General features: G+C 51.9%; 22 protein-coding genes. 5 read left to right on the plus strand and 17 right to left on the minus strand.

The genetic code is table 11. From position 1 onward, the window contains the following. Positions 1-33: 33 nt before the first annotated feature. On the plus strand, positions 34-1,038 hold the full coding sequence (glk, locus tag F1593_RS16505; protein WP_149402667.1) for a glucokinase: 1,005 nt from the start codon (positions 34-36) through the stop codon (positions 1,036-1,038). Between the two features lie 40 nt (positions 1,039-1,078). Here glk and F1593_RS16510 read toward each other — a convergent pair whose 3' ends face one another. Together F1593_RS16510 and F1593_RS16515 are read right to left on the minus strand one after the other, a co-directional pair. Further along, on the minus strand, positions 1,079-1,516 hold the full coding sequence (locus tag F1593_RS16510; protein WP_149402668.1) for a MarR family winged helix-turn-helix transcriptional regulator: 438 nt from the start codon (positions 1,514-1,516) through the stop codon (positions 1,079-1,081). A gap of 43 nt (positions 1,517-1,559) precedes the next feature. Then, positions 1,560-3,458 carry a chloride channel protein gene (locus F1593_RS16515; protein ID WP_149402669.1) on the minus strand — a complete coding sequence of 633 codons (1,899 nt, stop codon included), beginning with the start codon at positions 3,456-3,458 and terminating at the stop codon, positions 1,560-1,562. A gap of 441 nt (positions 3,459-3,899) precedes the next feature. Here F1593_RS16515 and gnd point away from each other — a divergent pair, with 441 nt between their 5' ends. Then, complete coding sequence (gene gnd / locus F1593_RS16520) at positions 3,900-4,913, plus strand: phosphogluconate dehydrogenase (NAD(+)-dependent, decarboxylating) (protein ID WP_149402670.1); 1,014 nt, start codon at positions 3,900-3,902, stop codon at positions 4,911-4,913. A 236-nt stretch (positions 4,914-5,149) separates the two neighbouring features. Here gnd and F1593_RS16525 read toward each other — a convergent pair whose 3' ends face one another. From F1593_RS16525 to F1593_RS16565, 9 genes are all read right to left on the minus strand, one after another. Beyond that, on the minus strand, positions 5,150-5,521 hold the full coding sequence (locus F1593_RS16525; protein WP_149402685.1) for a glyoxalase superfamily protein: 372 nt from the start codon (positions 5,519-5,521) through the stop codon (positions 5,150-5,152). A 210-nt stretch (positions 5,522-5,731) separates the two neighbouring features. Continuing rightward, complete coding sequence (locus F1593_RS16530) at positions 5,732-6,907, minus strand: cysteine desulfurase family protein (protein WP_149402671.1); 1,176 nt, start codon at positions 6,905-6,907, stop codon at positions 5,732-5,734. A gap of 264 nt (positions 6,908-7,171) precedes the next feature. Continuing rightward, positions 7,172-7,453, minus strand: coding sequence for a glutaredoxin family protein (locus F1593_RS16535; RefSeq protein WP_149402672.1), 282 nt, complete (start codon positions 7,451-7,453; stop codon positions 7,172-7,174). Between the two features lie 215 nt (positions 7,454-7,668). Continuing rightward, positions 7,669-8,910 carry an NAD(P)/FAD-dependent oxidoreductase gene (locus tag F1593_RS16540; protein ID WP_149402673.1) on the minus strand — a complete coding sequence of 414 codons (1,242 nt, stop codon included), beginning with the start codon at positions 8,908-8,910 and terminating at the stop codon, positions 7,669-7,671. Positions 8,911-9,106: 196 nt separating this feature from the next. Beyond that, a complete protein-coding gene (locus tag F1593_RS28990) occupies positions 9,107-9,316 on the minus strand; it encodes a hypothetical protein (protein WP_216368885.1) in 210 nt (69 codons plus the stop codon). After that, entirely contained in the window at positions 9,291-10,469 is a 1,179-nt protein-coding gene (locus F1593_RS16550; protein WP_172632179.1) for an RNA-guided endonuclease InsQ/TnpB family protein, read from the minus strand. The genes F1593_RS28990 and F1593_RS16550 overlap by 26 nt, the downstream gene beginning before the upstream one ends. A gap of 1 nt (position 10,470) precedes the next feature. Continuing rightward, a complete protein-coding gene (gene tnpA / locus F1593_RS16555) occupies positions 10,471-10,869 on the minus strand; it encodes an IS200/IS605 family transposase (RefSeq protein WP_149402675.1) in 399 nt (132 codons plus the stop codon). Between the two features lie 109 nt (positions 10,870-10,978). Beyond that, positions 10,979-11,578 carry a spheroidene monooxygenase gene (locus tag F1593_RS16560; protein WP_149402676.1) on the minus strand — a complete coding sequence of 200 codons (600 nt, stop codon included), beginning with the start codon at positions 11,576-11,578 and terminating at the stop codon, positions 10,979-10,981. Between the two features lie 238 nt (positions 11,579-11,816). Continuing rightward, positions 11,817-12,590 (minus strand): prohibitin family protein, encoded by a 774-nt coding sequence (locus F1593_RS16565; RefSeq protein WP_149402677.1) that lies wholly within the window; start codon positions 12,588-12,590, stop codon positions 11,817-11,819. A gap of 456 nt (positions 12,591-13,046) precedes the next feature. Here F1593_RS16565 and F1593_RS16570 point away from each other — a divergent pair, with 456 nt between their 5' ends. Beyond that, the gene (locus F1593_RS16570; protein WP_149402678.1) at positions 13,047-13,673 is read left to right on the plus strand and encodes a helix-hairpin-helix domain-containing protein; all 627 of its coding nucleotides are present in this window, start codon (positions 13,047-13,049) and stop codon (positions 13,671-13,673) included. 94 nt (positions 13,674-13,767) lie between these two features. Here the strand turns inward: F1593_RS16570 and F1593_RS16575 are convergent, their stop codons facing one another. The 4 genes from F1593_RS16575 to F1593_RS16590 all read right to left on the minus strand — a co-directional run bounded on the left by F1593_RS16575 (position 13,768) and on the right by F1593_RS16590 (position 16,464). After that, entirely contained in the window at positions 13,768-14,607 is an 840-nt protein-coding gene (locus F1593_RS16575; protein WP_149402679.1) for an aminotransferase class IV, read from the minus strand. 71 nt (positions 14,608-14,678) lie between these two features. Beyond that, positions 14,679-15,092, minus strand: coding sequence for an EVE domain-containing protein (locus F1593_RS16580; protein ID WP_149402686.1), 414 nt, complete (start codon positions 15,090-15,092; stop codon positions 14,679-14,681). Positions 15,093-15,300: 208 nt separating this feature from the next. Continuing rightward, a complete protein-coding gene (locus tag F1593_RS16585; protein ID WP_149402680.1) occupies positions 15,301-15,783 on the minus strand; it encodes a DUF4188 domain-containing protein in 483 nt (160 codons plus the stop codon). Between the two features lie 87 nt (positions 15,784-15,870). Further along, positions 15,871-16,464, minus strand: a complete 594-nt coding sequence (locus tag F1593_RS16590; RefSeq protein WP_149402681.1) for a TetR/AcrR family transcriptional regulator — start codon at positions 16,462-16,464, stop codon at positions 15,871-15,873. A 284-nt stretch (positions 16,465-16,748) separates the two neighbouring features. On the opposite strand from F1593_RS16590, the gene F1593_RS16595 reads away from it, so the two are divergent. After that, positions 16,749-17,108: a DUF4342 domain-containing protein gene (locus tag F1593_RS16595; RefSeq protein WP_149402682.1), complete on the plus strand. Its 360-nt coding sequence runs from the start codon at positions 16,749-16,751 to the stop codon at positions 17,106-17,108. A 131-nt stretch (positions 17,109-17,239) separates the two neighbouring features. Further along, positions 17,240-17,713 (plus strand): DinB family protein, encoded by a 474-nt coding sequence (locus tag F1593_RS16600; protein ID WP_149402683.1) that lies wholly within the window; start codon positions 17,240-17,242, stop codon positions 17,711-17,713. Between the two features lie 327 nt (positions 17,714-18,040). On the opposite strand, the gene F1593_RS16605 is transcribed toward F1593_RS16600, so the two are convergent. Together F1593_RS16605 and F1593_RS16610 are read right to left on the minus strand one after the other, a co-directional pair. Continuing rightward, a complete protein-coding gene (locus F1593_RS16605) occupies positions 18,041-20,533 on the minus strand; it encodes a DNA gyrase/topoisomerase IV subunit A (protein WP_172632180.1) in 2,493 nt (830 codons plus the stop codon). A gap of 15 nt (positions 20,534-20,548) precedes the next feature. Beyond that, positions 20,549-22,645, minus strand: coding sequence for a DNA gyrase/topoisomerase IV subunit B (locus F1593_RS16610; RefSeq protein ID WP_235932604.1), 2,097 nt, complete (start codon positions 22,643-22,645; stop codon positions 20,549-20,551). Positions 22,646-23,093 lie beyond the last annotated feature (448 nt).

Consider the following 23,093-nt stretch of genomic DNA (forward strand, 5'->3'; position numbering starts at 1 on the left):
AGGTAGAGGTAGACAATAAACCAATGGAGGTAGATGATGCTTATTGCAGGTGATATTGGTGGAACCAAAACGATTCTTGCCGCTTATGCCCACGACTCAAGTCCCAGCAAGCCTATTGTACAAAGACAATATGTCAGCGCGCAGTATCCCAATCTGGAGACCATCACCAACGAATTCCTGAACGAGGTTAATCTGCCTATTCATTACGCTTATTTTGCCGTAGCCGGTCCCATTATCAACGGGACCGCCAAGCTCACGAATCTGCCCTGGAAACTAAGCGAGCAGGGCTTTCAACGCCCCCCGGGAATCTTCTCGATCCGTTTAATGAATGATCTGGAAGCCATCGCCAACTCCATCCCTCACCTTCTGCCACAGGATATCCAGACCATCAACACAGGAAAATCGCAGTCCAATGGTGCCAAGGCCGTCATAGCACCGGGCACCGGGCTTGGACAGGCCTATCTGGCCTGGGATGGGCATGAGTATCGCGCTCACGCCTCCGAAGGCGGACACGCCTCATTCGCCCCTCATAATGATCAAGAAGTGCAACTGCTTCAATATCTCTGGAAACAAATGAAACATGTGAGCGTTGAGTCAGTTTGTTCCGGCATTGGTGTGCCCAACATCTACGACTTCGTCAAGGAGAGCCAGCAATTAAAGGAAAAGCCAGAGGTAGTCAGCAACTTTGAAGGCATTCCCCGCTCCGAGCGCACACGCGTGATCTTTGATGAAGCCCTCAAAGCGGACGAACCAGATGCCATCTGTAGCAAGACGCTGGTAGTCTTTCTGAATATTCTGGGTGCGGAGACCGGCAATCTGGCACTCAAACAACTGGCAACCAGCGGCATCTATCTCTCCGGTGGTATTGCCATGCATCTGCGCTCAGTACTGGGCGATGGGCGCTTCATGCAAACCTTCGTCGAAAAGGGGCGTATGAGTGAAATGCTCCAACAGATCCCCATCCACATCATGCTCACCCGTGCCGCCCTGCTCGGCGTCGCTGGCTATGGCCTCAAAGAACTCTACCGCCATGCCTGAGACAAATATATTTATAACTCATAGTTGATTTTGAGCGTTTTTAAGGGGTGGGGTGATCAGTGAGGGCTTCGAGAGTACGGACAAGCGCGGGTCCGGCTGAGCGAAGCTCCGTCCTATGGAGCAAGGAGAGGTGCCTGAGCACGGTTTCGCCAGCAGTGGTTAACGTGATCAGCACCCGGCGCTGATCCGCTGTATCACGAGTACGCTGGACAAAACCATGCTCGGCCATACGGTCAAGGAGTTCAACAGTACTATGATGCCGGAGTTGCAAGCGTTCAGCAAGAGCGCTGATCGTGACGTTGCCTTGCATGGAAAGACCTTTGAGCGCCAACAATAGTTGATGCTGCTGTGGCTCAAGGCCAGCCGCCCGGGCCGATTCTTCACTGAAGCGCATAAAACGGCGAATCTCATACCGGAATTCACTCAGTGCCTGATAATCCATATCGGAAAGCTCTTCATCGAACATAGTCGTATCCATGCCCTGTCATCTTCTTCACTAATGCTCGTTCACACTCGATCCATTATACGTCAATGGTTTCCTTCTCCAAAACGCTCTCCTTGCCACTCTGCCCACGCCGTGGCAGGAGCAAACGCAATTGAAGAGGACGTTCCCGTATCCGCTCCTCGGCTAGATTATGCGTGCGGGCCCTCAAGAGCGCGCTGAGCGAGATCATACCTAATAGTTTTGGCGTCGTGGAATCTTCAACCACAGGCAGACGCGTAAAACCGCTCACTGCCATACGGTTAATCACTTCACGCAATGGTTCATTCGCATACGCCACTACAGGTCGTTGTTTGATCAATGTCCCGATGGACCAGTTCTCCACCTTCGCGTCAGTTTGCTGAAGGAACGCCTGCAAATCGTTGCGTGTTACCACACCCAGCAACTGCTGCTCAACGTTCACAACAGGATGCAGATGCTGCATGCGCCCACCCTGCTGAGCACCACCTTGCAGCAATGTCACCACATCCGCACGTGAAACGGTATCCGGCAGCGCCACGACATCCGTGCGCATCACCTCACGCGCAAAGAGCAGTTCCAAAGGATCGATGGCATACTCACGGCTCAGATGATAACCACGACGACTGATCTTCTCCGTCAGGATCGAGCGACGCATGACCAGGACCGTGAAGCCATGAGCGACAATGACCGCAATCAGCAATGGCAACAGGGCGTTCATATCGTGGGTCAATTCCAGGGCAAAGATAATCGCGGTGAAGGGTGAACGCATCGTGCCACCCAGCATCGCGGCCATACTGATCAAGGCCCAGAAGCCTGCTCCCTCGGCTGGCAAAAACAGTCCTTCAATGCCACCAAGCGCGCATCCCATCATAAGCAAGGGAGCAAGCACACCACCTGAGGTTCCAGAGCCCAGAGACACAGACCAGATGATCGACTTGACCACCAGTACGCCCACGATAAGTTGCAACGAAACATTACCCTGTAGCAATGTACCGATTGTATCATAACCTACACCAAGGGCCGGTGGAAAGATCAGCCCACCAATACCGATCACTAATCCTCCCAGCATCGGCCACCACATCCAATGGATCGGCAAACGATGAAATATATCTTCAAAGAAGTAGACCGCCATGGTCAGCAGCGAAGATAAGCCACCCGCCAGCAGACCTGCCAGGACACATCCCAGAAAGCCTGCCACGCCAATAAACGCGCTATGGGGTGGGACTGGAAACAGGGGTCCGCCGCCCAGGATAAAATGACGTAGGATCGCGGCACTGGCACTGGCAAGCGCGACCGGGACCAGACTGCGCGGCTTCCATTCAAACAGTAATAATTCAACCGCCAGCAGTACCGAAGCCACAGGTGCCGCGAAGGTCGCCGACATACCCGCCGCCGCGCCTGCCACCAGCAGCGTCTTGCGCTCCGTACTCGTCAGATGAAAGAGCTGTGCGATCATAGAGCCAAAAGCACCACCGGTCATAATGATGGGACCCTCGGCACCGAATGGACCACCGGAACCAATCGAGATCGCAGACGAGATTGGCTTCAAGATCGCCACCTTCGGCTCTACCTTGCTGCCATTCATTAAAATAGACTCAATAGCCTCGGGGATACCGTGTCCACGGATACGCTCAGAACCATACCGTGCCATCAAACCGATCAACAGAGCACCGATAACGGGCACGATCACTTCAAACACGCCCAACGTATTGGCCGCCGGCGAAACAAGATCTGTTCCCCAGCGTTGAAAAAAGAAAAGATTGGTAAAAATACCGATCAGCTTTAATAAAAGAAACGCGATAAAAGTGCTGGCAATACCGATCACAATCGCCAGCAGGGCAATAAAAAGCATGCGCGGCGTCGTCGTAAAGTCACCCGGTTGCCTGACTCTGTCTATAGCTTCGATAGTATCAGTTTCGAATGTACGCGGCTGACGCGCAATGGTAGAAGATGCCATGGGCAAGCCTTTTCCTCCTCATTTATTGAGAGCAACTCTTGTGTCTGTTCTCATCTGTCAGCAATTATATCGTAACACGATACAATTTCGCAAGAGGTCAAAGAGAGCCACCCATAGAGCGGGCCAGATCCCTTGCGGTCGGGCTCGTGAAGCGTGCAAATGGGGTGCGTGGTCCTCCACAAAGCACTGCCTGTAAATAAGTCCTGCGAAGAATTCCCAAACGTGGTATAGTATTGGATGGAAAATGTATGCGACATACATCAAGCATATTGTTTGCGATCAGGGAACCTGCTGTCGTTACCCTGGAACGGCGGCTGAACTGTGTTCACAACTATCGCAGGAAGATATTTTCTCTGCTCTGTTCGTAACATGCTACTAAGACCGTGTAGATGGTTGCGTGTAAAAATACGAACATGCGAAAGAACGAAAGGACACTTTATAATGGAACTTGGAATGATTGGTATTGGCCGCATGGGCGCCAATATGGCCCAGAGACTGGTACGTGATGGTCATAAAGTTGTTGGTTATGCCCGTACAGCCAAAACTGTACAGGATCGCGTAAACGAAGGCGCTATCACAAGCGGCGCAACTTCACTGGAAGACGTAGTCAAACAGTTGAGCGAGCCCCGCATCCTCTGGTTAATGGTTCCAGCCGCCTCGGTTGATGACACCATTGCTCAATTGCTGCCACACCTCTCTCCCAATGACATCATCGTCGATGGTGGTAACTCTCACTATCAGGACGACATCCGTCGTGCCGAAGAGCTGAAAAAGCATCAGATCCACTACGTTGACTGCGGTACCAGCGGCGGCGTCTGGGGCCTGGAGCGCGGCTATTGTGAGATGATCGGTGGCGAAGACGAAATCGTTGCTTATCTCGATCCTATCTTCAAGAGATTGGCCCCTGGTGTTGAGGCTGCTGGCCGCACAGAAGGCCGCACAGGCGAGCCCACCACAGCTGAGCAGGGCTACCTGCACTGCGGACCTCACGGTGCCGGTCACTTCGTGAAAATGGTCCACAATGGCATTGAGTATGGTCTGATGGCTGCTTATGCCGAGGGTCTCAACGTTCTGCGCCATGCCAACATTGGTAAAAAACAACACCTGGTTGATGCTGAGACAGCCCCTGTCCAGAATCCAGAGCACTATCAGTACGACATGAACCTCGCGGACATCACCGAACTGTGGCGCCGTGGTAGCGTTGTGAGCTCCTGGTTGCTCGATCTGTCCGCTCATGCTCTCATGCAGAGCCCAGATCTCAGCAACTTCAACGGTCGTGTCGCTGACTCTGGTGAGGGTCGCTGGACCGTCAAGGCTGCTATCGACGAGGGCGTTCCAGCCCACGTTCTGAGCGCCGCTCTCTACGACCGCTTTGAGTCCCGCAATGAGGCAGAGTTCGCCAACAAGATCCTGTCTGCCATGCGCTTTGAGTTCGGTGGTCACCACGAGCGCTAGTTGTTTCCCAGGCCAGGTCAGGCCATATGCAAACACGGAAACAGGTTTACGCATAAGTAGATAGGGATCTTTAATTTCAACTACGAAAGCAGCCCGACCGCTTCTCCAGCAGGGATGAAGCGGTCGGGCTGCTTTTTTCGCCAGGGGTCCCGCCATAAAAACCCCTCAAAATTCCTCATCGCTCTTCATTGCCAGGGAACCCACTCGACATCACTGAACGAAGGTCTGCATGGCAGCTAGGCACGTCTGGGAAGTTGCTGAAATGACCAGCGATTGCCATCTGGATCGCTAAAATGGGCGAAATCTCCCCAGGGCTGCACATCAATCTCACTGATATCCACGCCCCGTTTCACCAGTTCTTCTCGGACAGCTCTCACATCCTCGACCACCAGGAGACCACCCTCGAGTGATCCAGGCTGCATTTTGGTAATACCCACACCGAATGCAATGGAACAGGCCGAACCAGGAGGGGTCAATTGAACAAAACGCAGATTCTCGTTGACCTGGTGGTCATGGTCTGCGTGAAAGCCGATCTTCTCGGTATAAAAAGCCTTTGCGCGATCAACATCTGTGACAGGTACGATAGCCAGTTCAAGTTTCATTTGCATGGTCATCGTTTTCTCCTCTTCATTCATGCTTAACTGTTTCTTCTGTTCTCAGTATACGCTGAAAGGAGGACAAAATCGACCCTCTTTTTTTTCGGATTCCACAATCTTCTTGACGAATGGTACGCTAGACCCATCCATAGGATCTCTCTCCCCGACAGAAAAGGTGTTCAAAGGGAGAGAGATCCACAGACTCCGCGGGTTCCCATAAAGCTAGCTTTCGCGCTTCTCCCGAAGATCATGGATGGTTTGTGCCAGTAGATCGGCGGCCTGATCGACTTCGCCTTCGCTGGACCAGCGTCCCAACGAGAGACGCAGTGCTCCCAGGGCACGCTCACGCGAGCAACCCATAGCGGTTAATACCGGCGATGGATCGGTCTGACCGGCGTGACAGGCCGAGCCGGTGGAACTGGCAATACCAGGTGTGGCGGCCAGAACCGCTTCGCCAGCGACACCATCGATGCTGATATTCAGCGTATTCGGCAAGCGGTCGGTGGGATGTCCATTGAGATGGGTAGCATGTGGCAGGGCAACTTCGAGACGTTGTTGCAGGCGATCCCGCAATTTTTGCAGCCGGGCTTGAGTGCTCGGAAGTTGTTCTTCCGCCAGCACAGCTGCCGTGCCCAGCGCCACAATAAAGGCAATATTTTCAGTACCAGCCCGCAATCCTCCCTCCTGTCCACCGCCATAGAGCAACGGCTCAACCTGCAAGCCACGGCGGATATAGAGCGCGCCGATCCCTTTGGGGGCATAGAGCTTATGGCCGGCTACTGTCAGGAAATCCACTCCTAACGCGCCTACATCCACCGGGATCTTGCCTACCGCCTGCGAGGCATCGGTATGCAAGAGCACACCATGGCGCTTCGCGATTCGGGCCAGCTCACCAATCGGCTGGATCGTGCCCGTCTCATTATTGGCATACATAATCGAGATTAGCGTTGTCTGCTCCTCAAGCGCCGCCTCTACCTCAGATGGATTGACCAGTCCATATTTATCAACCGGTAGATAGGTCACGCGAAAGCCATGGAAGCGGGCCAGCGCCTTACAAACATTCAAGACCGCTGGATGTTCGCTAACCTGCGTAATAATATGATTCCCATGGAAGCGATTCGCCAGCGCCGCCCCTCGAATCGCCAGGGCATTGCTCTCAGAACCACAACCGGTAAAGACCAACTCGGATGGGATACAACCAAGGAGATGAGCCAGCTGAGCACGAGCCGTCTCCATCGCCTCATGCGTCTGCCGCGCATACGCGTGGGTGCTTGAAGGATTGCCAAAGTAGGTTGTCAGATACGGTGTCAAAGCATCCACCACAGCAGGATCAACCGGCGTCGTCGCATTATAATCGAGGTAAATCGGACCATTTCGCAAACCAGGATGAGTTTTCATTGCAAACCCCTTCCATCTCTCTTTGACAAGAGCAACATTCTGCTATCTCTATCAACAGTACCATATTTCGCCAGAGCACTCCCACCTCAATTATAACCACAATCCTATCACCCAAACGACCATTTGGGATATAAATAAACATGCAGGATTTGGTACAAATGATTAATGATGATTAATGGGGGAGGCACATAAAAATATCCCTCGGCTATCTGGAATCGGGTGGATAACCGAGGGATTGTGGTTTGTTTAGGATGCGGAGCTGGCCTATTTGACGAGGTTGGGAAATTTGGCAGACAGGGCACGCGCATCGGGTTCTACCAGGATTGAGTTGTCCGGGAAGACAATAGTGGGCACAGACTGTCGCCCATTGTTGAGCTTAACGACATAAGCGGCAGCTTCGTCGTTCTGCTCGATATCCACATAGTCATAAGCCACCCCGTGGGAGTCTAACCAGCGCTTCGCAAAGTGACAATCCGGGCACCAGCTTGTCGCGTAGACGACGATTTTCTGCTCCCCCTGCGAGGTCTCGTTCGTTGTATCAGCCATATATCGCTCCTTTTCATGAATCAAATTGTAAATAATGATTTCACTTTCTATCTTTGAAACACATATGTTCAGCCACTTATTCCAACAGCAAACCGGCTCTCCGTCCTTGCGGGTAATGGTGGTGCTGACGTTGATCCGTCGGATAACAAACGTAGTGGGATAATAAGAAAGCCTGCATTCGTATAGATAAATGCAGGCTCTGCTGTGGATTGGGATTAAGCATGGACGCCGGCAGGTTTGTTGATGCGTTCGAGCATTTTGTCGAGGAAGCGTTTGCCTCCTGTGGCGATAAGGGAGGGATTGCGCGCGAGTATTCCCATGACAAGGCTGGCGTTAAAGTCGCCTCGCAGGGCTTGTGCGGCCTGCGCGGGGGTCAGGCGCTTCAGAAGATCAATCGAGCCGTCCCATTGGGCGTCACTATAGGCGGCGATGTGCTTATTGATCATATAGGCGATATCCATATCGCGTCCGAAGCGGCTACGCCAGCGCTGATCGAAGCGCGCGAGATAGGCTTCCGAAGTGTCACCAGCTTTGATGGCTTCGGCGGCGGTTTCGCCCGCCATTTGACCGGAGTAGATGGCGAAGCGGATACCTTCACCGACCAGGGTTGAGCCATGTCCACCGGAATCGCCAGCCAGGAGCAGTCCATCGCGCGAGAAGCGCGGTAGCGCACCCTCGGATGGGAAGAGTCCTGTGTGGAATTCTAAGGGGCTCGCGCCCTTGAAATGTCCCTCTAAGCGTGGGATATCATGAATGATGCGATCCAGATACAGACGGGCATCCTTATCGTTATCGGGATGGATCACACCAGTACCGACACGGACACGTCCTTCGCCATGTGGGAAGATCCAGGCATAGCAGTTGGGGGCCCACTCGCTCCCGACCAGCAGAAAGATCTCATCCTGGGGATAATTGGGCGCATAGAGATCATATTCCGCACCAAAGCCATAGCGCTTAAAGGCATCTCCCATGTCTGTACGCACACCGATATGGCGCGAGAAGCCAGAGGCATCAATCGTCACATCGGCCCGCACGGTGATACGCTCGCTTAAATGATCTTTGGCCGTGACGCCGAGAATGCGTCCATCCTCAAATAATGTCTGCTCTACGGTATGCTTGACGCGCACTTCAGCACCCGCCGCCACTGCCCGCGACGCCAGATGCTGGTACAGGCCACGAATATCAACGACACACACCACTTCCGGAGTATAGTGGAACGCGGCCTCACGGTGTGGACTGATGAAATACACTGTTTTCACAGGATGATACAGATGCGCGGGAATCTTCAACGCCTGCATATCTTTCACCCAGGTTCCACCGCTGGTATGAATGGGATAGCCAATCTCTTTTTGACGCTCTAATACAAGGGTGCGGACACCTTGCTTTGCAGCCGCTTCCGCCGCCGCCAGGCCAGCAGGTCCACCACCCACTACGAGCACATTATAATCGTCTGACATGGAAGTCCTTCTTTAGGAGATTTGATGCACCCAGGCATGGCTCTTGCCGCCCGGTCCTCACACACAGAATGATTGCGGGAACGACGGTCAGAGGAATGCCGGTTCTCGCTTTTATTGACGTTAGTATAGTCGAACTACTGGCGACTGTCTACTGTACCCGACCATTGAAGCAGCCACGGATAATCCTACTAGATAGCTACTCAAGGAAGGCGACAAGCGGATCGACGCCATCCCAGGTGCCGTGGGATGCTACGGGACGAAAACGCGCAAAAAATTCTTCGCGATACCAGTGCTCCTGACGTGTGCGTCGAATCACCTCTACATGTGGCGTGGCTCCTTGACCTACTCCCCACGCCTGAAGGGCGGGGGATTCTCCCCCCTCACGAGGAGAGTCTTCCTGCTTCATTGAGAACTGCCTCCGCCCCTTTCGAGGTCGCAGGTCTTACGTTCTCTCCACAGGCAGCTACGACTGCGAGTCCCGCAGCCAAGATATTATGCGCGGCGTTGATGTCTCGATCATGGCAGACGCCGCACGCTGGACAGACCCACTCTCGCACGTCAAGGGTGAGGCTGTCTAACGTGTACTCACAAGCACTACACGTCTTGCTGCTGGCTTCCCAGCGATCAATGATGACGACGCTACGCCCATACCATGCCGCTTTGTATTCCAGTTGCCGACGGATTTCGCCCCATCCCACATCACTGATCGCCTTCGCAAGGCAGTGGTTCTTGAGCATGCCAGCGACGTACAAGTCTTCCAGGCAGATCACTTGGTTCTCGCGTATCAGTCTGGTGGTGACTTTGTGCTGGTAGTCGCGCCTTGTGTCGGCAATCCTGGCATGCAGACGAGCAACCTTGCGCCATGCTTTGTCGCGGTTCTTACTGCCCTTTTTCTTCTTCGCATGCCTCCGCTGAACGCGGGCTAACTTCTTCTCGTAGCGATGGAAGTGTTTGGGATTCGCAATGGTCTCCCCGTCGGAGGTAATGAGCAAAGATGTGAGCCCCAAATCCACTCCGACGACCTTCTCTGTCATGGGAAGAGGTTCAATCCACTCGTCAACCAGCAGCGAAATGAAGGAGCGCCCTGCAGGGTCTTTGGAGACCGTGACGCTAGAGATGCGTGCATTCTCTGGCAGGGGACGCGACCATACGATATCGAGGGGGTCCTTTTGCTTGGCAAGGATGAGCCTCCCATCGCGCCACGTAAAGGCGTTGTCAGTATAGGTCGCACTCTGTCCTTTGTGTTTCTTTTTGAAGGTGGGATACTTGGCGCGGCCCTCAAAAAAGTTTTTGTAGGCGCTGTCCAGGTGGCGCAACGCCTGTTGCAAGGGGACACTGCTCACATCTCTCAGCCATGCCATCCCTTTCTCTTGTTTGAGGGCGGTAACGGAGGCACTCAATTCTGAGGTCTTGATTTTGCGCTGGTGATCGAAGTAGGCACGTTTCCTGGTTGCGAGAGCAGAGTTGTACACGAAGCGGCAACAGCCGAACGTTTGCGCGAGATTACGCGCCTGTTCGTTGGTTGGGTAAAAGCGGTACTTGTATGCCCTTTTGACCACGTTACTTGCCTTTCTGGCTTTCCACGTAGCGTCTGACGGTTTCAATCGTCACTCCCCCTGTGGTTCCAATGTAGTAACTATTCGTCCACAGGCTTGGAAGCTTCTTTTTGAGTTCAGGAAATTCTGCTCGCAACTGATGAGCAGTCGCCCCCTTGACAAATTTCACCAACCGATGAATACCAAACTGAGGATCACACCCTACCAGCAGATGAATGTGAGCGGGCATGACCTCTACCTCCACGAACTCCTGTCCCCATTTCTCGACACATTCATGGATGAGGACTTTGAGCCGCTCATCAATAGGTGATGTGAGGACTTTGCGGCGATATTTGGGACACCAGACCACGTGATAGTGGCAGTTAGAGGTGATATTTGAATTGCTCCTAACGACTGCCTTCATGCAAAGATTATCGCATGGAACAGTAGTTCGTGCAAGAGTTAATTATTCTCTGCCTCCCTATCCTCCTCAAAAGGACTCGCTTCTATCCCCGTGCCTGAAGGCACGGGTTTTACGCTCGGTTATGATAAGCAAAACTGGTCACCGCTGGCAAGGATTTCCATACACTCACGGTCGCTTGATACAAGAATGGTGCCTCGCCCACGCCCACCGAATTCAACAATTCCTCCTGCTGCAATAACTGTTCCGCCACCGCCGGAACCGCATCCAAAAAGGCCCGCACCTTACGCGGATAGAGGGAAGCGCGCGTCAAAATAATCCATGGACCCGTTGGTGGAACGGGAGCCGAGGTGAAATCCCCGAGAGGATCAGCACCGCCCCATTTGCCATGCCAGCGCACGGGCACCATATGCACCGTCCAGGCTTCCTCGGAGTGAAGTTGGATACGCCGCATCACATGGGATTGCTCCTCAAAGCGGCGCAGATCGGCCAGCGAGCGCCAGACGGTGAAGAGCGCATAGCGCTGCAAATCCGGGTGCGGATCAAAGACGCGCCCCCGTCCCACGCCCAGTAGACGCCAGAAACGCAAGCCAGGCGTTCGCATCAACGGCCAGCGATCCAATCCCAGATGAGCCAACTCTTGTAGACGACGCTGACGTGGATACTGTGCCAGCGTAAAAGCCACCACAGGTTCATGATCATCAAGCCACATATACAATCAATCTACTTCCCAAACGAAATATCTATTCCATCTCGCCATTATCGTCTATAGGGCGATCCAGAGGAAACGCATGGGTAAGGGACGCAAAGCACTGACATATCTGAAAACATTGCTCAATCCATTCTATCAGTATTGCGTCCCACCACACAAGAGCTGGCTTCAGGGGCTAATGCAGTTCCCTTTCAATCCTTCCTGGCACAAAGCGCATTTGCCAAACCCGAGCAGCCTATCATTTCGTTGGGATCTGAATGAAGGGGACCCCATTGGTTGAGCTCGGCAATTTGCCATCCCATTTCTGTATTGCTAAGAAATGCAGATATGCGTCCGTCAAACTTCCTGAAGATTGCAGGATTTTTTGGGAGTCGGCCTGGCCTTTTGCCTGAATCAAAGCGGTTGTTGCTTCAATTTGTGCTTTCTCTTTGTTTTGCTCCGCTATAGTCTTTTGTTCGATAGCATCATTAAATGCTTGCGAAAAGGCAAAATTCACGATATTGAAATCATCAACGGCAATATCATATTTCGCAAGCCGAGTACCTAATTCATTAAAAGCAAGCTGTTTGACCTTTTCTCGCTGAACAATCAAGTCGGCAGCCGTAAATTGTGATGTGGTAGATTTAAAGGCTTCTTGCATTGCGGGAGCAATAATTCTATCAATATAGTCTTCACCAATATTTTGATAGACATCCACCGCCTTTTCCCCGCGTAAATGGAAGTTAAGTGCAATAGTTGATGTGACTGATTGCAAGTCTTTAGAAGCCGCTAAAGCCACAACCTGTTCTTTTTGTGTTCTTGTTTCCATTGCATAGACATTTTCAAAGACAGGGATTTTTAGAACAAAGCCAGGATCGACCACACGATTGACCGCACCAAAGGTTGTAGTAACACCAACATGACCAGCATCCACAATCGTCCATGCCCCGATGCCTGGAATAAAAGTGATCACAGCCAGGAGAATGAGGATACCAAGTAATACGCTCCGTATTCCAAAGACATTCCTGTTCATGATAAACCCTCTCTCTTCATTTCTTTATGCGAGAACAGCGCTTACACAAAATTTTTGATACACCATATTCAAAAAAGTATCACTACACACATTTACACTGTAAATATCACTTTATAAAGCTTACATTCTTCAATCATTTAAATCTCATCAACCAAACCACACTAATGATAGTGACGTTATCACCTTGCTAAAGTAAAAAATATGACGATAGAGCCGAAAATCACGAAGAGTTATGAAAGAAGAATTGACGTAGCACGTTGGGTGTGGTAAAATTAGAACAGGATTTCGAATATTGTCTTCACAACAGCATTGAAAACAGGTCACCGTCCTCGTAGATTCTCCACTTTTGAGCTCCACAAAAAGAATATCTCTATAGATACGTTCGATGAATAAGCAAGCCAGCCGAAACACCATATCACACCACGAACCTACCATATAGCAAGGGGAGGGCAATCTATGATGAGTATTATGCAAGTCACACAAACAATCCATTTTATGCCAACATTGCCCGTGCGCTCCAAAAAGAAGGCCGCTCAACCGATGTTGCCAGGCCTGGAACCCGAGTCAACACAGCCAGAAACAGCTAAAATTACCAATCGTCAGATCGCCGAGGTCCTGGCGGGCATCGCGGAGATGATCGAGGGGCAGAATGGCAATCCCTATCGTGTTCAAGCCTATCGCAACGCAGCCCGTGGCGTCCTCGATTTAACCGAACCAGCAGCAAACATCCTGGAACGTGGCGAAAGACTCCCTATTCCCGGCTTAGGCACGCGACTCAATCAGCGCATCTCCGAACTGGTCACGCTAGGATCGATGACTATCAATAATGGTTTCTGCATGGACGCCCTGCCCATGGGCGTACGTGTCCTGATGAGCGTCGAACATATTGGACCCTATACGGCCATCCGTCTGTATCAAGAACTGGGTATCGAAACGGTTGAGCAGCTCTTGCAGGCCGCCAATCGGAAACAGATTCGCCAGCTCGCAGGCTTTGGCATCCGCAGTGAAGCCCGTCTCAAAGCCGCAGCGGAACAGATTCTCACTCACAAAAATACCAACCACTCCCTGGGCGGAGCCGCTTAAACCGTATAGAACCAACGCTGCCATCGGCGCAGCGTTGGTTCTTGAAAGAACGAGGATTATAATGGAGAAATGTAGTGCTTTGAGCGATATTAACCTATATGCCCTGTTCGATCAGGTCGATGAAGCGCTGTTCGAGTTCGGTCGTGCGTGGGCCAGGCTTTCCATTGCCAATGGTCCTATCATTGATCCACAGAACCGGCGTGATCTCTTTGGATGAGGAGGTGATGAAGGCTTCGTCGATCTCATGCAGTTCGTCCAGCAGGATCGGGCGCTCGTGGATGGTGAAACGTTCACGTGCCAGATCAAGGACAGTGTTGCGGGTTACGCCAAGCAGGACCTCGGCACGCGCTGTGATCAGAGTATCACCTCGGAAGACAAAGAAGTTGCTGCGCGTTCCCTCCAGGACATGTCCCTGTTCATTCACAAAGAGTGCGTCACTGGCTCCCTGTTGGGATGCGGCCTTTAGCGCTCGAATGGCGGCGACGTAATTCGAGGTTTTGGCTTCCGGCGTCATCCTTGTCAGAGAAGTAGTGATCAACTTGCAACCACGGGCGAAGCGCTCCATATCACGCTCAGGGAGCGGATTAATCATGACCGCCAGACCAGATTGCGCGGAGGGCAGGACACCATCCTCGCTGATACCACCCGTGACCAGCAGACGCACCGCGGCATGTTCATAGGGATTGCGCTGGATAATCTCCAGGACAATCTGCGCCAGAAACTCATAGCTATAGGCGACCTCAAGCTCAATCAGGCGCGCGGAATTGTAGAGACGCTTGAGATGCTCCTCAAGATGAAAAGGCCGCCGATGATAGGTACGCAAAGATTCAAAGACGCTATAGCCACGCAAGAGTCCTACATCGTTGATAGAAATAGTCGCGTCCTGCGGATGGACCCAGCGACCATTGATATACCACCAGGCTGTCTGATCCATAAAATGACTCTCTTCCTCTCTTTATACTGCACTGCTCGCTTGAAAGCATACGCTGACAAGGCGGTCAGATATCAAGCCAGCGTATTCGTGGGATAGTGCTCACGCAGCCAGGCAATGAAGGATTCAGGAGCCGACATGGTCGAGAGACGGCTCTGCCGCACCAGACTCCAATCATCGAACTGATGGCACTCCTTGATCGCGCGCAAGGTCACCGGCTCGGCAAATTGACTCACAAACGCCATATCCACCATCCAGCTTTTCGCATCCCGTGGATCGGGACGCGGCTCGGACGTCACACAGGCCACACCCACAATTGCCGCCACACCCATACTATGATAAATCAGAACAGTATCGCCCGGCCGCATACACTTGATACTGGCAACCGCCTGCGCATTGCGCACCCCATCCCACGGCGTCTCCTGATCGCGCGCAAGCTGCTCAATCGAATAGGTCTCTGGATCGGTCTTGGCTAAAAAATAGGCCATCACACACTCAAACTCCTAACAACAAGTTTCTCCTCTCATCATAGCAAACCGCGCGGCGGACGCCAATCCCACACAATGGGATGCAGTCCTTAGCTTCAATACGAGAAATGAAGAGCTCGGCGTTCCACAATCTCCTTCTTTAAGGACGGTATTGGTCCATGCTCCTCTGTGGGTGATCATTTCAGCCACAAAGGAGCATGGGGAGAAGTCAATTCTGTCTGGTTGCCATTCGGGTGCGAGCACTCTCTCGCTGTCCGGTTGCTGGAATGAGGGGGAAAACCTTTCCCAGTCCAAATGCAGGCATGTTGTTGTAAACAGCCTCATAGTGTCCCGCTGGAATACGATAGGTTTCGTGCCAGATTCCTACATCGCCATTGCTACCAACCTGCCGATTAAATTCGCGCCAGGCTGGCAGATGGACAGCGTCTCTGTTCCCTGCATAGACCGCCAGGTCTTCGAATGAACGCCAGTATTGAATCATGACCGTCGTAGGAAAGTTCAGCGTCGTTTCTCCACCCAGAAAACCCATCTCAGGATGCAGCTTCAATTCTTTTAGCATGCGCGTCATTGAAGCTGCGACTGGCGTCCATTTTTGAACCTTCAACACCTTGTTTACCCGCATCCCAATCAAAAACACGACCAGCTCTTGCTCGTTTGCAACTGTCATACGCTCTTTAATCAGCTCTGCCATGGGAGTATCCCTCTCTTTTTTTGATCCATCTTCAGAACAAGAAACGTTTTACGAACACTATACGGTAAACCCTAAAATTTTTTGACACTACTTCAATTGCTCTACAAAAGCCCGAAATGCCCTTTCGTGTATGCCATCGATGTCTTCTGTAATCTGATGCATTAATGTCAGCCGCAACATTGATAAGCCGTGCATCAGGGACCAGGCGGTATACGCTAACTCGCGCGAACCTGCCTCACTTGCGGAACGAATCTCGCCCGACTGAAGACCATCCTGAAAGGTTTGAACCAGTCTAGCGTAGGCCGTATTCTGCTCAACTTCAGCTAATGCGAATGGGGATAATGTGGTACGATTGAACATCATCAGGTATAGCTGTGGTTCTTGTAAGGCAAAGTGCATGTACATTTTTCCCAGCTCCTCTAAACGCTCAAGGGCCGTTCCAGTATGAATGACATGTTCCATACGTGCTGCCAGACGCACAAAGCCCTCCCCAACCAGCTCATCAATGATTGCTTCTTTGCTAGAGAAGTACTCATAAAGGCCCGATGGGCTATAATCGATGCGCCCGGCTATCTCACGCATGGATAACGCTTCCACGCCATGCTGCATCACAATCTGCATCGCCGCTTCCAGGATGGTCTCTCTGGTCCTGGCGCGTCTCTTCTCGCGGGGACTCTTCACGCTGGCATTCCTTACTCAATCCACTACCGAACACTGTACGGTAACAGTATAGCAGTCTATTTTCTTGTTGTCAAGAAACAGGAACAGGAGATTGAGATTGAGATTGAGATTGATGCCCATTTTTTTCAACCAGCATACAGTTAGTTACGTATATAGAGTGTCGCTGAAAAAAGCAACGTGCAGGTAACCTATTATACGACCAGTGAATATCTGTGTGAGAACACATGTATAACTATCGAAAAAAATTTGTACTCAGTATGAAGATACACGAAGGAGAAAATACGATGGCACAGGCAGATCCAAATAATGTCGAACAGAAATTTGGTTATGGCGTAGAAGAGTTACAGGTTGTCGGCGAGCAGCTATTGGCGAAGGTGAAAGAGCTCGTCCATGAGGGCAATGTACGCCGCATTATTATCAAGCAGGATGGTCATTCTCTGATCGAGTTCCCGCTGTCCCTGGGTGTTGCCAGTATCGCTCTCGCCCCCGTCTGGGCGGCATTGGGTGTCCTGGGCGCACTGATCAGTAATTGCTCGATCGAGGTCATCCGCACCGATACAGCCGCCAGGGATGTGCCATTTAACGCTGATCCTACCGCCCATAGCGTCGAGGAAATCAAGCTGGACGGCGGCGAGAAGCTCTAATATTCCAGACAATCTGCTCAATAAACAATCACGAGGGCGCCTGATCTCTTTCCAGAGGCCAGCTGCTCTCGTTTTGTTATATAATAAACGGCAGGCAAACAGCTTTTATTTGAAAGGATATTTGTAAGCATATGCCAGTAGCAACACCCGAGCAGATTGAGAACTATCAGGCCATTACCCGGCGTATTGCAGCAGCAATAGAAGGACTAAGCGAGGAACAGCGTGCGTATCGTCCCACTGAGGATGATTGGAATATTCATACTGTGATTATCCATCTTGCCGATAGCGAGGCAGTTGGCTTCTGGCGTCTTCGCAAGACTCTGGCGGAACCCAACTCCATCCTGGCAGTCTATGATGAAGATGGCTGGAGCAAGTCGTTATTCTATGAGCAACAGGATGAAGTACTGGCCCTGCGCATCTTCACAGATTTGCGCACCGCTAACGCCAACCTTCTCAAATTAATCCCGGCCAAATCCTGGGAACTGTCCGCCATCCATGCGGAGCGCGGTGAAATAAGCATCTACGAAATCTTCCAGACCTATGCTGAGCATGGCGAAGCTCATCTACAGCAAATCGAAACCATCAGACAGGCGCTGCCAGCTTAACGAACAATACATACTCCACAGGCAATACCGCTTCATACGAGGAATGTGGGGGGGGAACCACAAATGATGGAAAACGTAGGTGCGTGCCAAGGCCGCAGCCGAGGTGCGCTTGCCCGTTCATCGTACCATCATTGCCCCCGTAGGGCAAACGTCCCAGAACTGGAACCTCGGCATCGGACAGAGCGTTGGAGGGAGATTTCGGTACGAGTAAGAGGAAAGCGCACCTCGGTTGCGACCTCGGCACGCACCTACACTTCTCCATCATGCTTCTCGTTCTTTAAGCGGTATTGCCGGTAAAGAGTGCCATGATCGGGTTTTGGCATCCGTTTAGAGTTTGATGACACTTAAGACGCGATTCTCAACCAGTTGCTCTCCCCGATGGGGGCGCAAGAAGGTTTTGATGTCGGCGACTTTGTAGACGACAGATTGCTCGCTTTTGCCATGAGTGATGGCGATTAAGACGGTGTCGCTCTCCTGCACCAATAATGTCTGAAGAACGTGATCGCCTTCTTCCAGTTCAATGCCGGGAACACCGCTGCTGGCACGGTTCCTGGGGGCGAATTGGCCGAGTGGGACCTGTTTGCCCCGGCCGGCCTCGGTCAGGATGAGCAGGTTGGTGATGTCCAGATTGTTGCTGACACCAACTTCACGCGGAACTTCGGGATCACTGTCGATAGAGGAGGCGCTGATGACAATGCCACCTTTGTTGAGGGAAATCGCGGCCACACCCTGTCCACCACGTCCCTGGCTACGCAGTTGATCATCGCTGAAGCGGAGCACCTGCGCGTTGTCGGTGGCGACAATGTATTCTCCGCGTCCCAACGAGATCAACGCCGTGACCACGCTATCCCCTTCGGCCAGCTTCATGTCCTGCACCCCATCGGTATCAGCCCCTTTATATTCGCTGAGTGGCGACTTTTTGACTTTGCCATAGGTGCTAAAGGTTACCAGATAGCGATCTTCATCGTAGGCATCAACCGGCAGGATGGTTACAACCTCTTCTCCTGGCAACAGTTCAAGTAGTCCTTGCAGTGGTTCGCCCTTGCCCGAACGCGTTCCCACCGGGATACGGTGAGTGGCGATCTGGCAGACACGGCCGCTCGAGCAGATGCAGAGCAAATAATCCTGTGTGGTGGTGGCAATAATCTGACGCAGTTGCTCATCCCCACGTACGGCTGTGTAGACGGCAGTACTGTTCTTGCCACGCGCCTTATAGCTCTCAGCTGGCAGTGCCTTCACGGCCTGGTTGCGGGTCAAAGCGACCAGTAAAGGCTCACGCTCATGCAAGCTCTCAATTTTTTCGATGGGTGCCAGCAACTGACCATCCGGATCAATCCTGGTGCGGCGCTCATCGCCAAATTGTTTGATCAACTGCTGCATCTCTTTTTTCAGGGCCGTAATCAGAACTTTACGATCCCCAAGGATGTATTCTAGCTCACTGATACGCACCTGAAGATCAAGCTTCTCTTTGTCATACTTACCCGCATCCAGACGCGTCACCTGGGATAACGTCATGGAGGCGATCACATCCGATTGGATAGTGCTCAACTGATAGCGTTGCTCAAGCGTTCGACGGGCCGCAGTACGATCCTCCGCCTGCTGGAAGATCGCGACGATATCCGCTGCATGGCTGGCACCGATAATCAGCCCTTCGACCACATGCAGGCGTTCCTGCGCTTTGCGTAGATCGTATTGCGAACGGCGCGTCATGACATCGATCTGATGATTATTCCAGTAGTTCAAAAGTTCGGGAACACCGACCTGCTTCGGCTGCCGTCCAGGCTGCATCGACTCACCAAAGAGAAAGACCATCTGGAACGAAAGCGCAATCTGGAGATCCGTCTCTTTGTACAGTTGCATCAAGGTCTGAGCGGCATCGGCATCCTTACGCAACTCAAGCACAATGTGCGTTCCCTTTTCGGTATCGCTTTCATCGCGCAGTTCAGGCATCAAGCCTTCCAGCTTGCGAGCATTGATCGCCTTGACGATAGAGGCTTTGAGTTTATCGCGTCCAATCGGTGGCGTCTGTGTCACGACCAGGGCCCGGCGGCGTGGCGTCTCTTCCAGGCGCACATCGGCCCGCACAAAGATCCGTCCTTTGCCGGTCCTGAAATAATCTTTGATCCCCTCGTTCCCAATAATATGTCCGCCCTGCGGAAAATCGGGCCCCTGCATATAGGTCATAATCTGCTCAACTGACAGATGGGGATTATCCAGCAGAGCGATACAGGCGCGCAAGGTTTCGCTCAGATTATGCGGCGGAATGTTGGTAGACATACCAACCGCAATACCGCTTGAGGGATTGACCAGCGGTGGAATATGGCCGGGCAGATAATCTGGCTCGACCACCCTGGGATCTTGTTTATAAGTTGGTTGCAGTGGGACCGTATCGCGGTCCATATCAGCCATCATCGCTTCCGCGATAGGCGAGAGGCGCATCTCGGTATAGCGATAGGCAGCTGGCGCGTCGCCATCCTCACTGCCCATATTGCCCTGTCCCTCAATCAGAGGATAGCGCAGGGTAAAGGGCTGCGACATACGCGCCGCGGCATCGTAGACCGAGGCATCCCCGTGGGGATGATAGTTGCCGAGAATCAGGCCAACCACTTCGGCACTCTTGACCGTCGGACGCGACGAAAGGTAACGCGCATTCAGCATGCCTGCCAGGATGCGGCGATGGACAGGTTTGAGACCATCGCGAGCATCTGGGAGCGCACGATCCGTGACCACGGACAGTCCGTAGGTCGCAAAAGCTTGCGAGAGAATGACGGAAAAGTCCTCACGGATAATTCCAACATCTGCAGTATCTGTTTCTGTCATAGTACGAGCCATCTCTTATATGTCCAATTCCTTAATTTTACGGGAATGCTCGGCCAGGAATGAACGCCTGCGCTCCGCATTTTTATCTTCCATCAGCTCGCCCACCAGTTTCGCAGCCAGCACGCCATCTTCCATTGTGACACGCTTCAATATGCGCCGGGCAGGATCGAGGGTTGTATCGCGCAGTTCTTTGGGGTTCATCTCACCCAGACCTTTAAAGCGCTTATATTCCAGATTTTGCGCATCGGCATGCGAACGCATAAATTGTAAACGCGCCTCATCATCCAATAGCCAATGCACTTTATTTTTATATTTCACTGAATAGAGTGGCGGGCAGGCAATATAAACATGACCATGATCAATTAAATCGCTAAACTCTTGATGAAATAGTGTCAGCAATAAACATTGAATATGCAGCCCATCCACATCCGCATCCGTAGCAATAATAATACGATTAAATTTGAGGCGACTGATATCAAAGGCGTCGCGAGTGCTGGTACCCAGCACGTTAATGATGGTACGGATCTCATCGTTTTCGACAATACTTTTGAGATCAGCTTTTGCCACATTAAGTGGTTTCCCTTTGAGCTTTAAGACCGCCTGGAAATCGGAGAAGCGGCCCTGACCGGCACTACCGCCAGCCGAGTCACCTTCCACGATAAAGAGTTCTGCTCGCGAAGGGTCATTGGTATTACAGCGTAAGAATTTGCGGGACAGCGTGGTATCAATTAACTCACCATTTTTCTTGGTGCCAGCCCGTGCCAGTTCCTCGACCAGTTGCGCCTCGTTGCGTGCCTTCTGCATCTGCTGAATCTTCTTCAGCCACTCTTTACCAACGCTGACATTATTTTCGAACCAATCTTTCAGGCCCTCATCGGCAACCGAGCGCACCAGACCCTCGACCGGAGCATTATTCAAGCGATCCTTGGTCTGGCCCTGGAATTGAGGATTTGTCAATTTGACCGAGATGACGATGTTCAAACCCTGCTGAATCACCTCTGGTCGGAAGCCGTCGCGCTCACGATTTTTGATAATGTTCCATTTGAGCGCATAGTCGTTGACAACCTTGGTCAGCGCGGCCTTGAAGCCAGTTTCATGGACACCGCCATCGCGTGTACGGACCGCATTCGCATAGCTGTACATGGATACTTTATAGCCCGATGTCGGCTGGAGCGCCACCTCGACCCGCACCTCATCTTTTTCTTTGGCAATACTGATAACCTGCTTGAAGAGGGGAGCGCTGGTCGTGGTCGCCAGATCTCGAACGTAGTCCGGCAATCCATCGCGAGAATAAAAGACCAGTTCAACCGGCTCATTGGTCGCATCATCCCAGGCATTGAGATGGAAGGTCACGCCACGGTTGAGGTAGGTTGCAGCCTTCAGACGACTCTCAAGGGACTCCAGTGAATAATAGACATCGGGATCGAAAATAGTGCTGTCATACAGCCAGCGCAACTGCGTCCCGTGGAGTTTGGGATCACAGGGCGTAATCTGATGTGGCATCGCTGTGCCACGGCTAAAAGCTTGCGTGAACTGCTGACCATCTTTCCAGATCGTCAATTCCAATTTTTCAGAGAGCGCATTGATCACGGTCGAGCCCACACCATGCAGGCCACCGGCAGTCTTATAGGCGCCTTCAGCAAATTTACCGCCTGAATGAGGAACAGTCAAAATGACAGTCGCGGCAGGCTGATACTCACCCTGATAGAGCATCGGATCAAATGGCATACCACGCCCTTCATCCCGCACCGTCACCCAACCATCTTGATCAATTTGTACCCAAATATTTTTGCCATAGCCAGCCACGGCCTCGTCTACCGCATTATCCAGCGCCTCCCAGATCAGATGGATCAGGCCTGAGGTAGAGGTAGAACCAATATACATTCCCGGACGATGGCGGATAGCCGCGATACCTTCCAGAACCTGGATGTCAGCCGACGAATAGGTGTCGGCCCCTTTTTTGGCTCGTGGAGCCTGCTTTGCTTCTGCTTTATTTGAAATCATTTTGTCAGATGGTTCACCTGTTTTCCTCACGGCAAAGAGTGAGAGTTGCTCATGCATGGCATCCGACTCATCTTGCGTGGGAGGGAGCGCGTTGGGGGAACGAAACATCTACCCTTATACCTCTCTTTAGAATGCTTTGATTGCTTATTCAGCATACAGCCTTGATTCTCGAAAGTCAAGGCACATTAGACCAGAAGTTCTAAATTAAATTTTCTGTAGGTATTCTAACACAGACAGCAACACTATTCTTGTTGGTGAAAGCGGAAGTGGAATCGCCAGCGGAGCAGTGTGAATGTATACATGGTGTAACATAAAAGTTTTATCAAAACCCTTCACACCTATTTTTCTCACTGGCTCTTCTCCTTGCTCTTAAGCATATACACAAAAAATCTACTTGTCTAGTATACTTCCGGTCTATTCACCCTATTTTCACCAGGGCTTTCCAATTCTAAAAAACGGAACAGTAGCCAGTGAGCAAGAGATCAAGAGCCTTGTCATACGATGCATCAAAATAGCGCATCTGTCGGGCAACATTGCACACGCCGACACGATCCAT

This window comes from Dictyobacter arantiisoli (assembly GCF_008326305.1).
Taxonomy (GTDB): domain Bacteria; phylum Chloroflexota; class Ktedonobacteria; order Ktedonobacterales; family Ktedonobacteraceae; genus Dictyobacter; species Dictyobacter arantiisoli.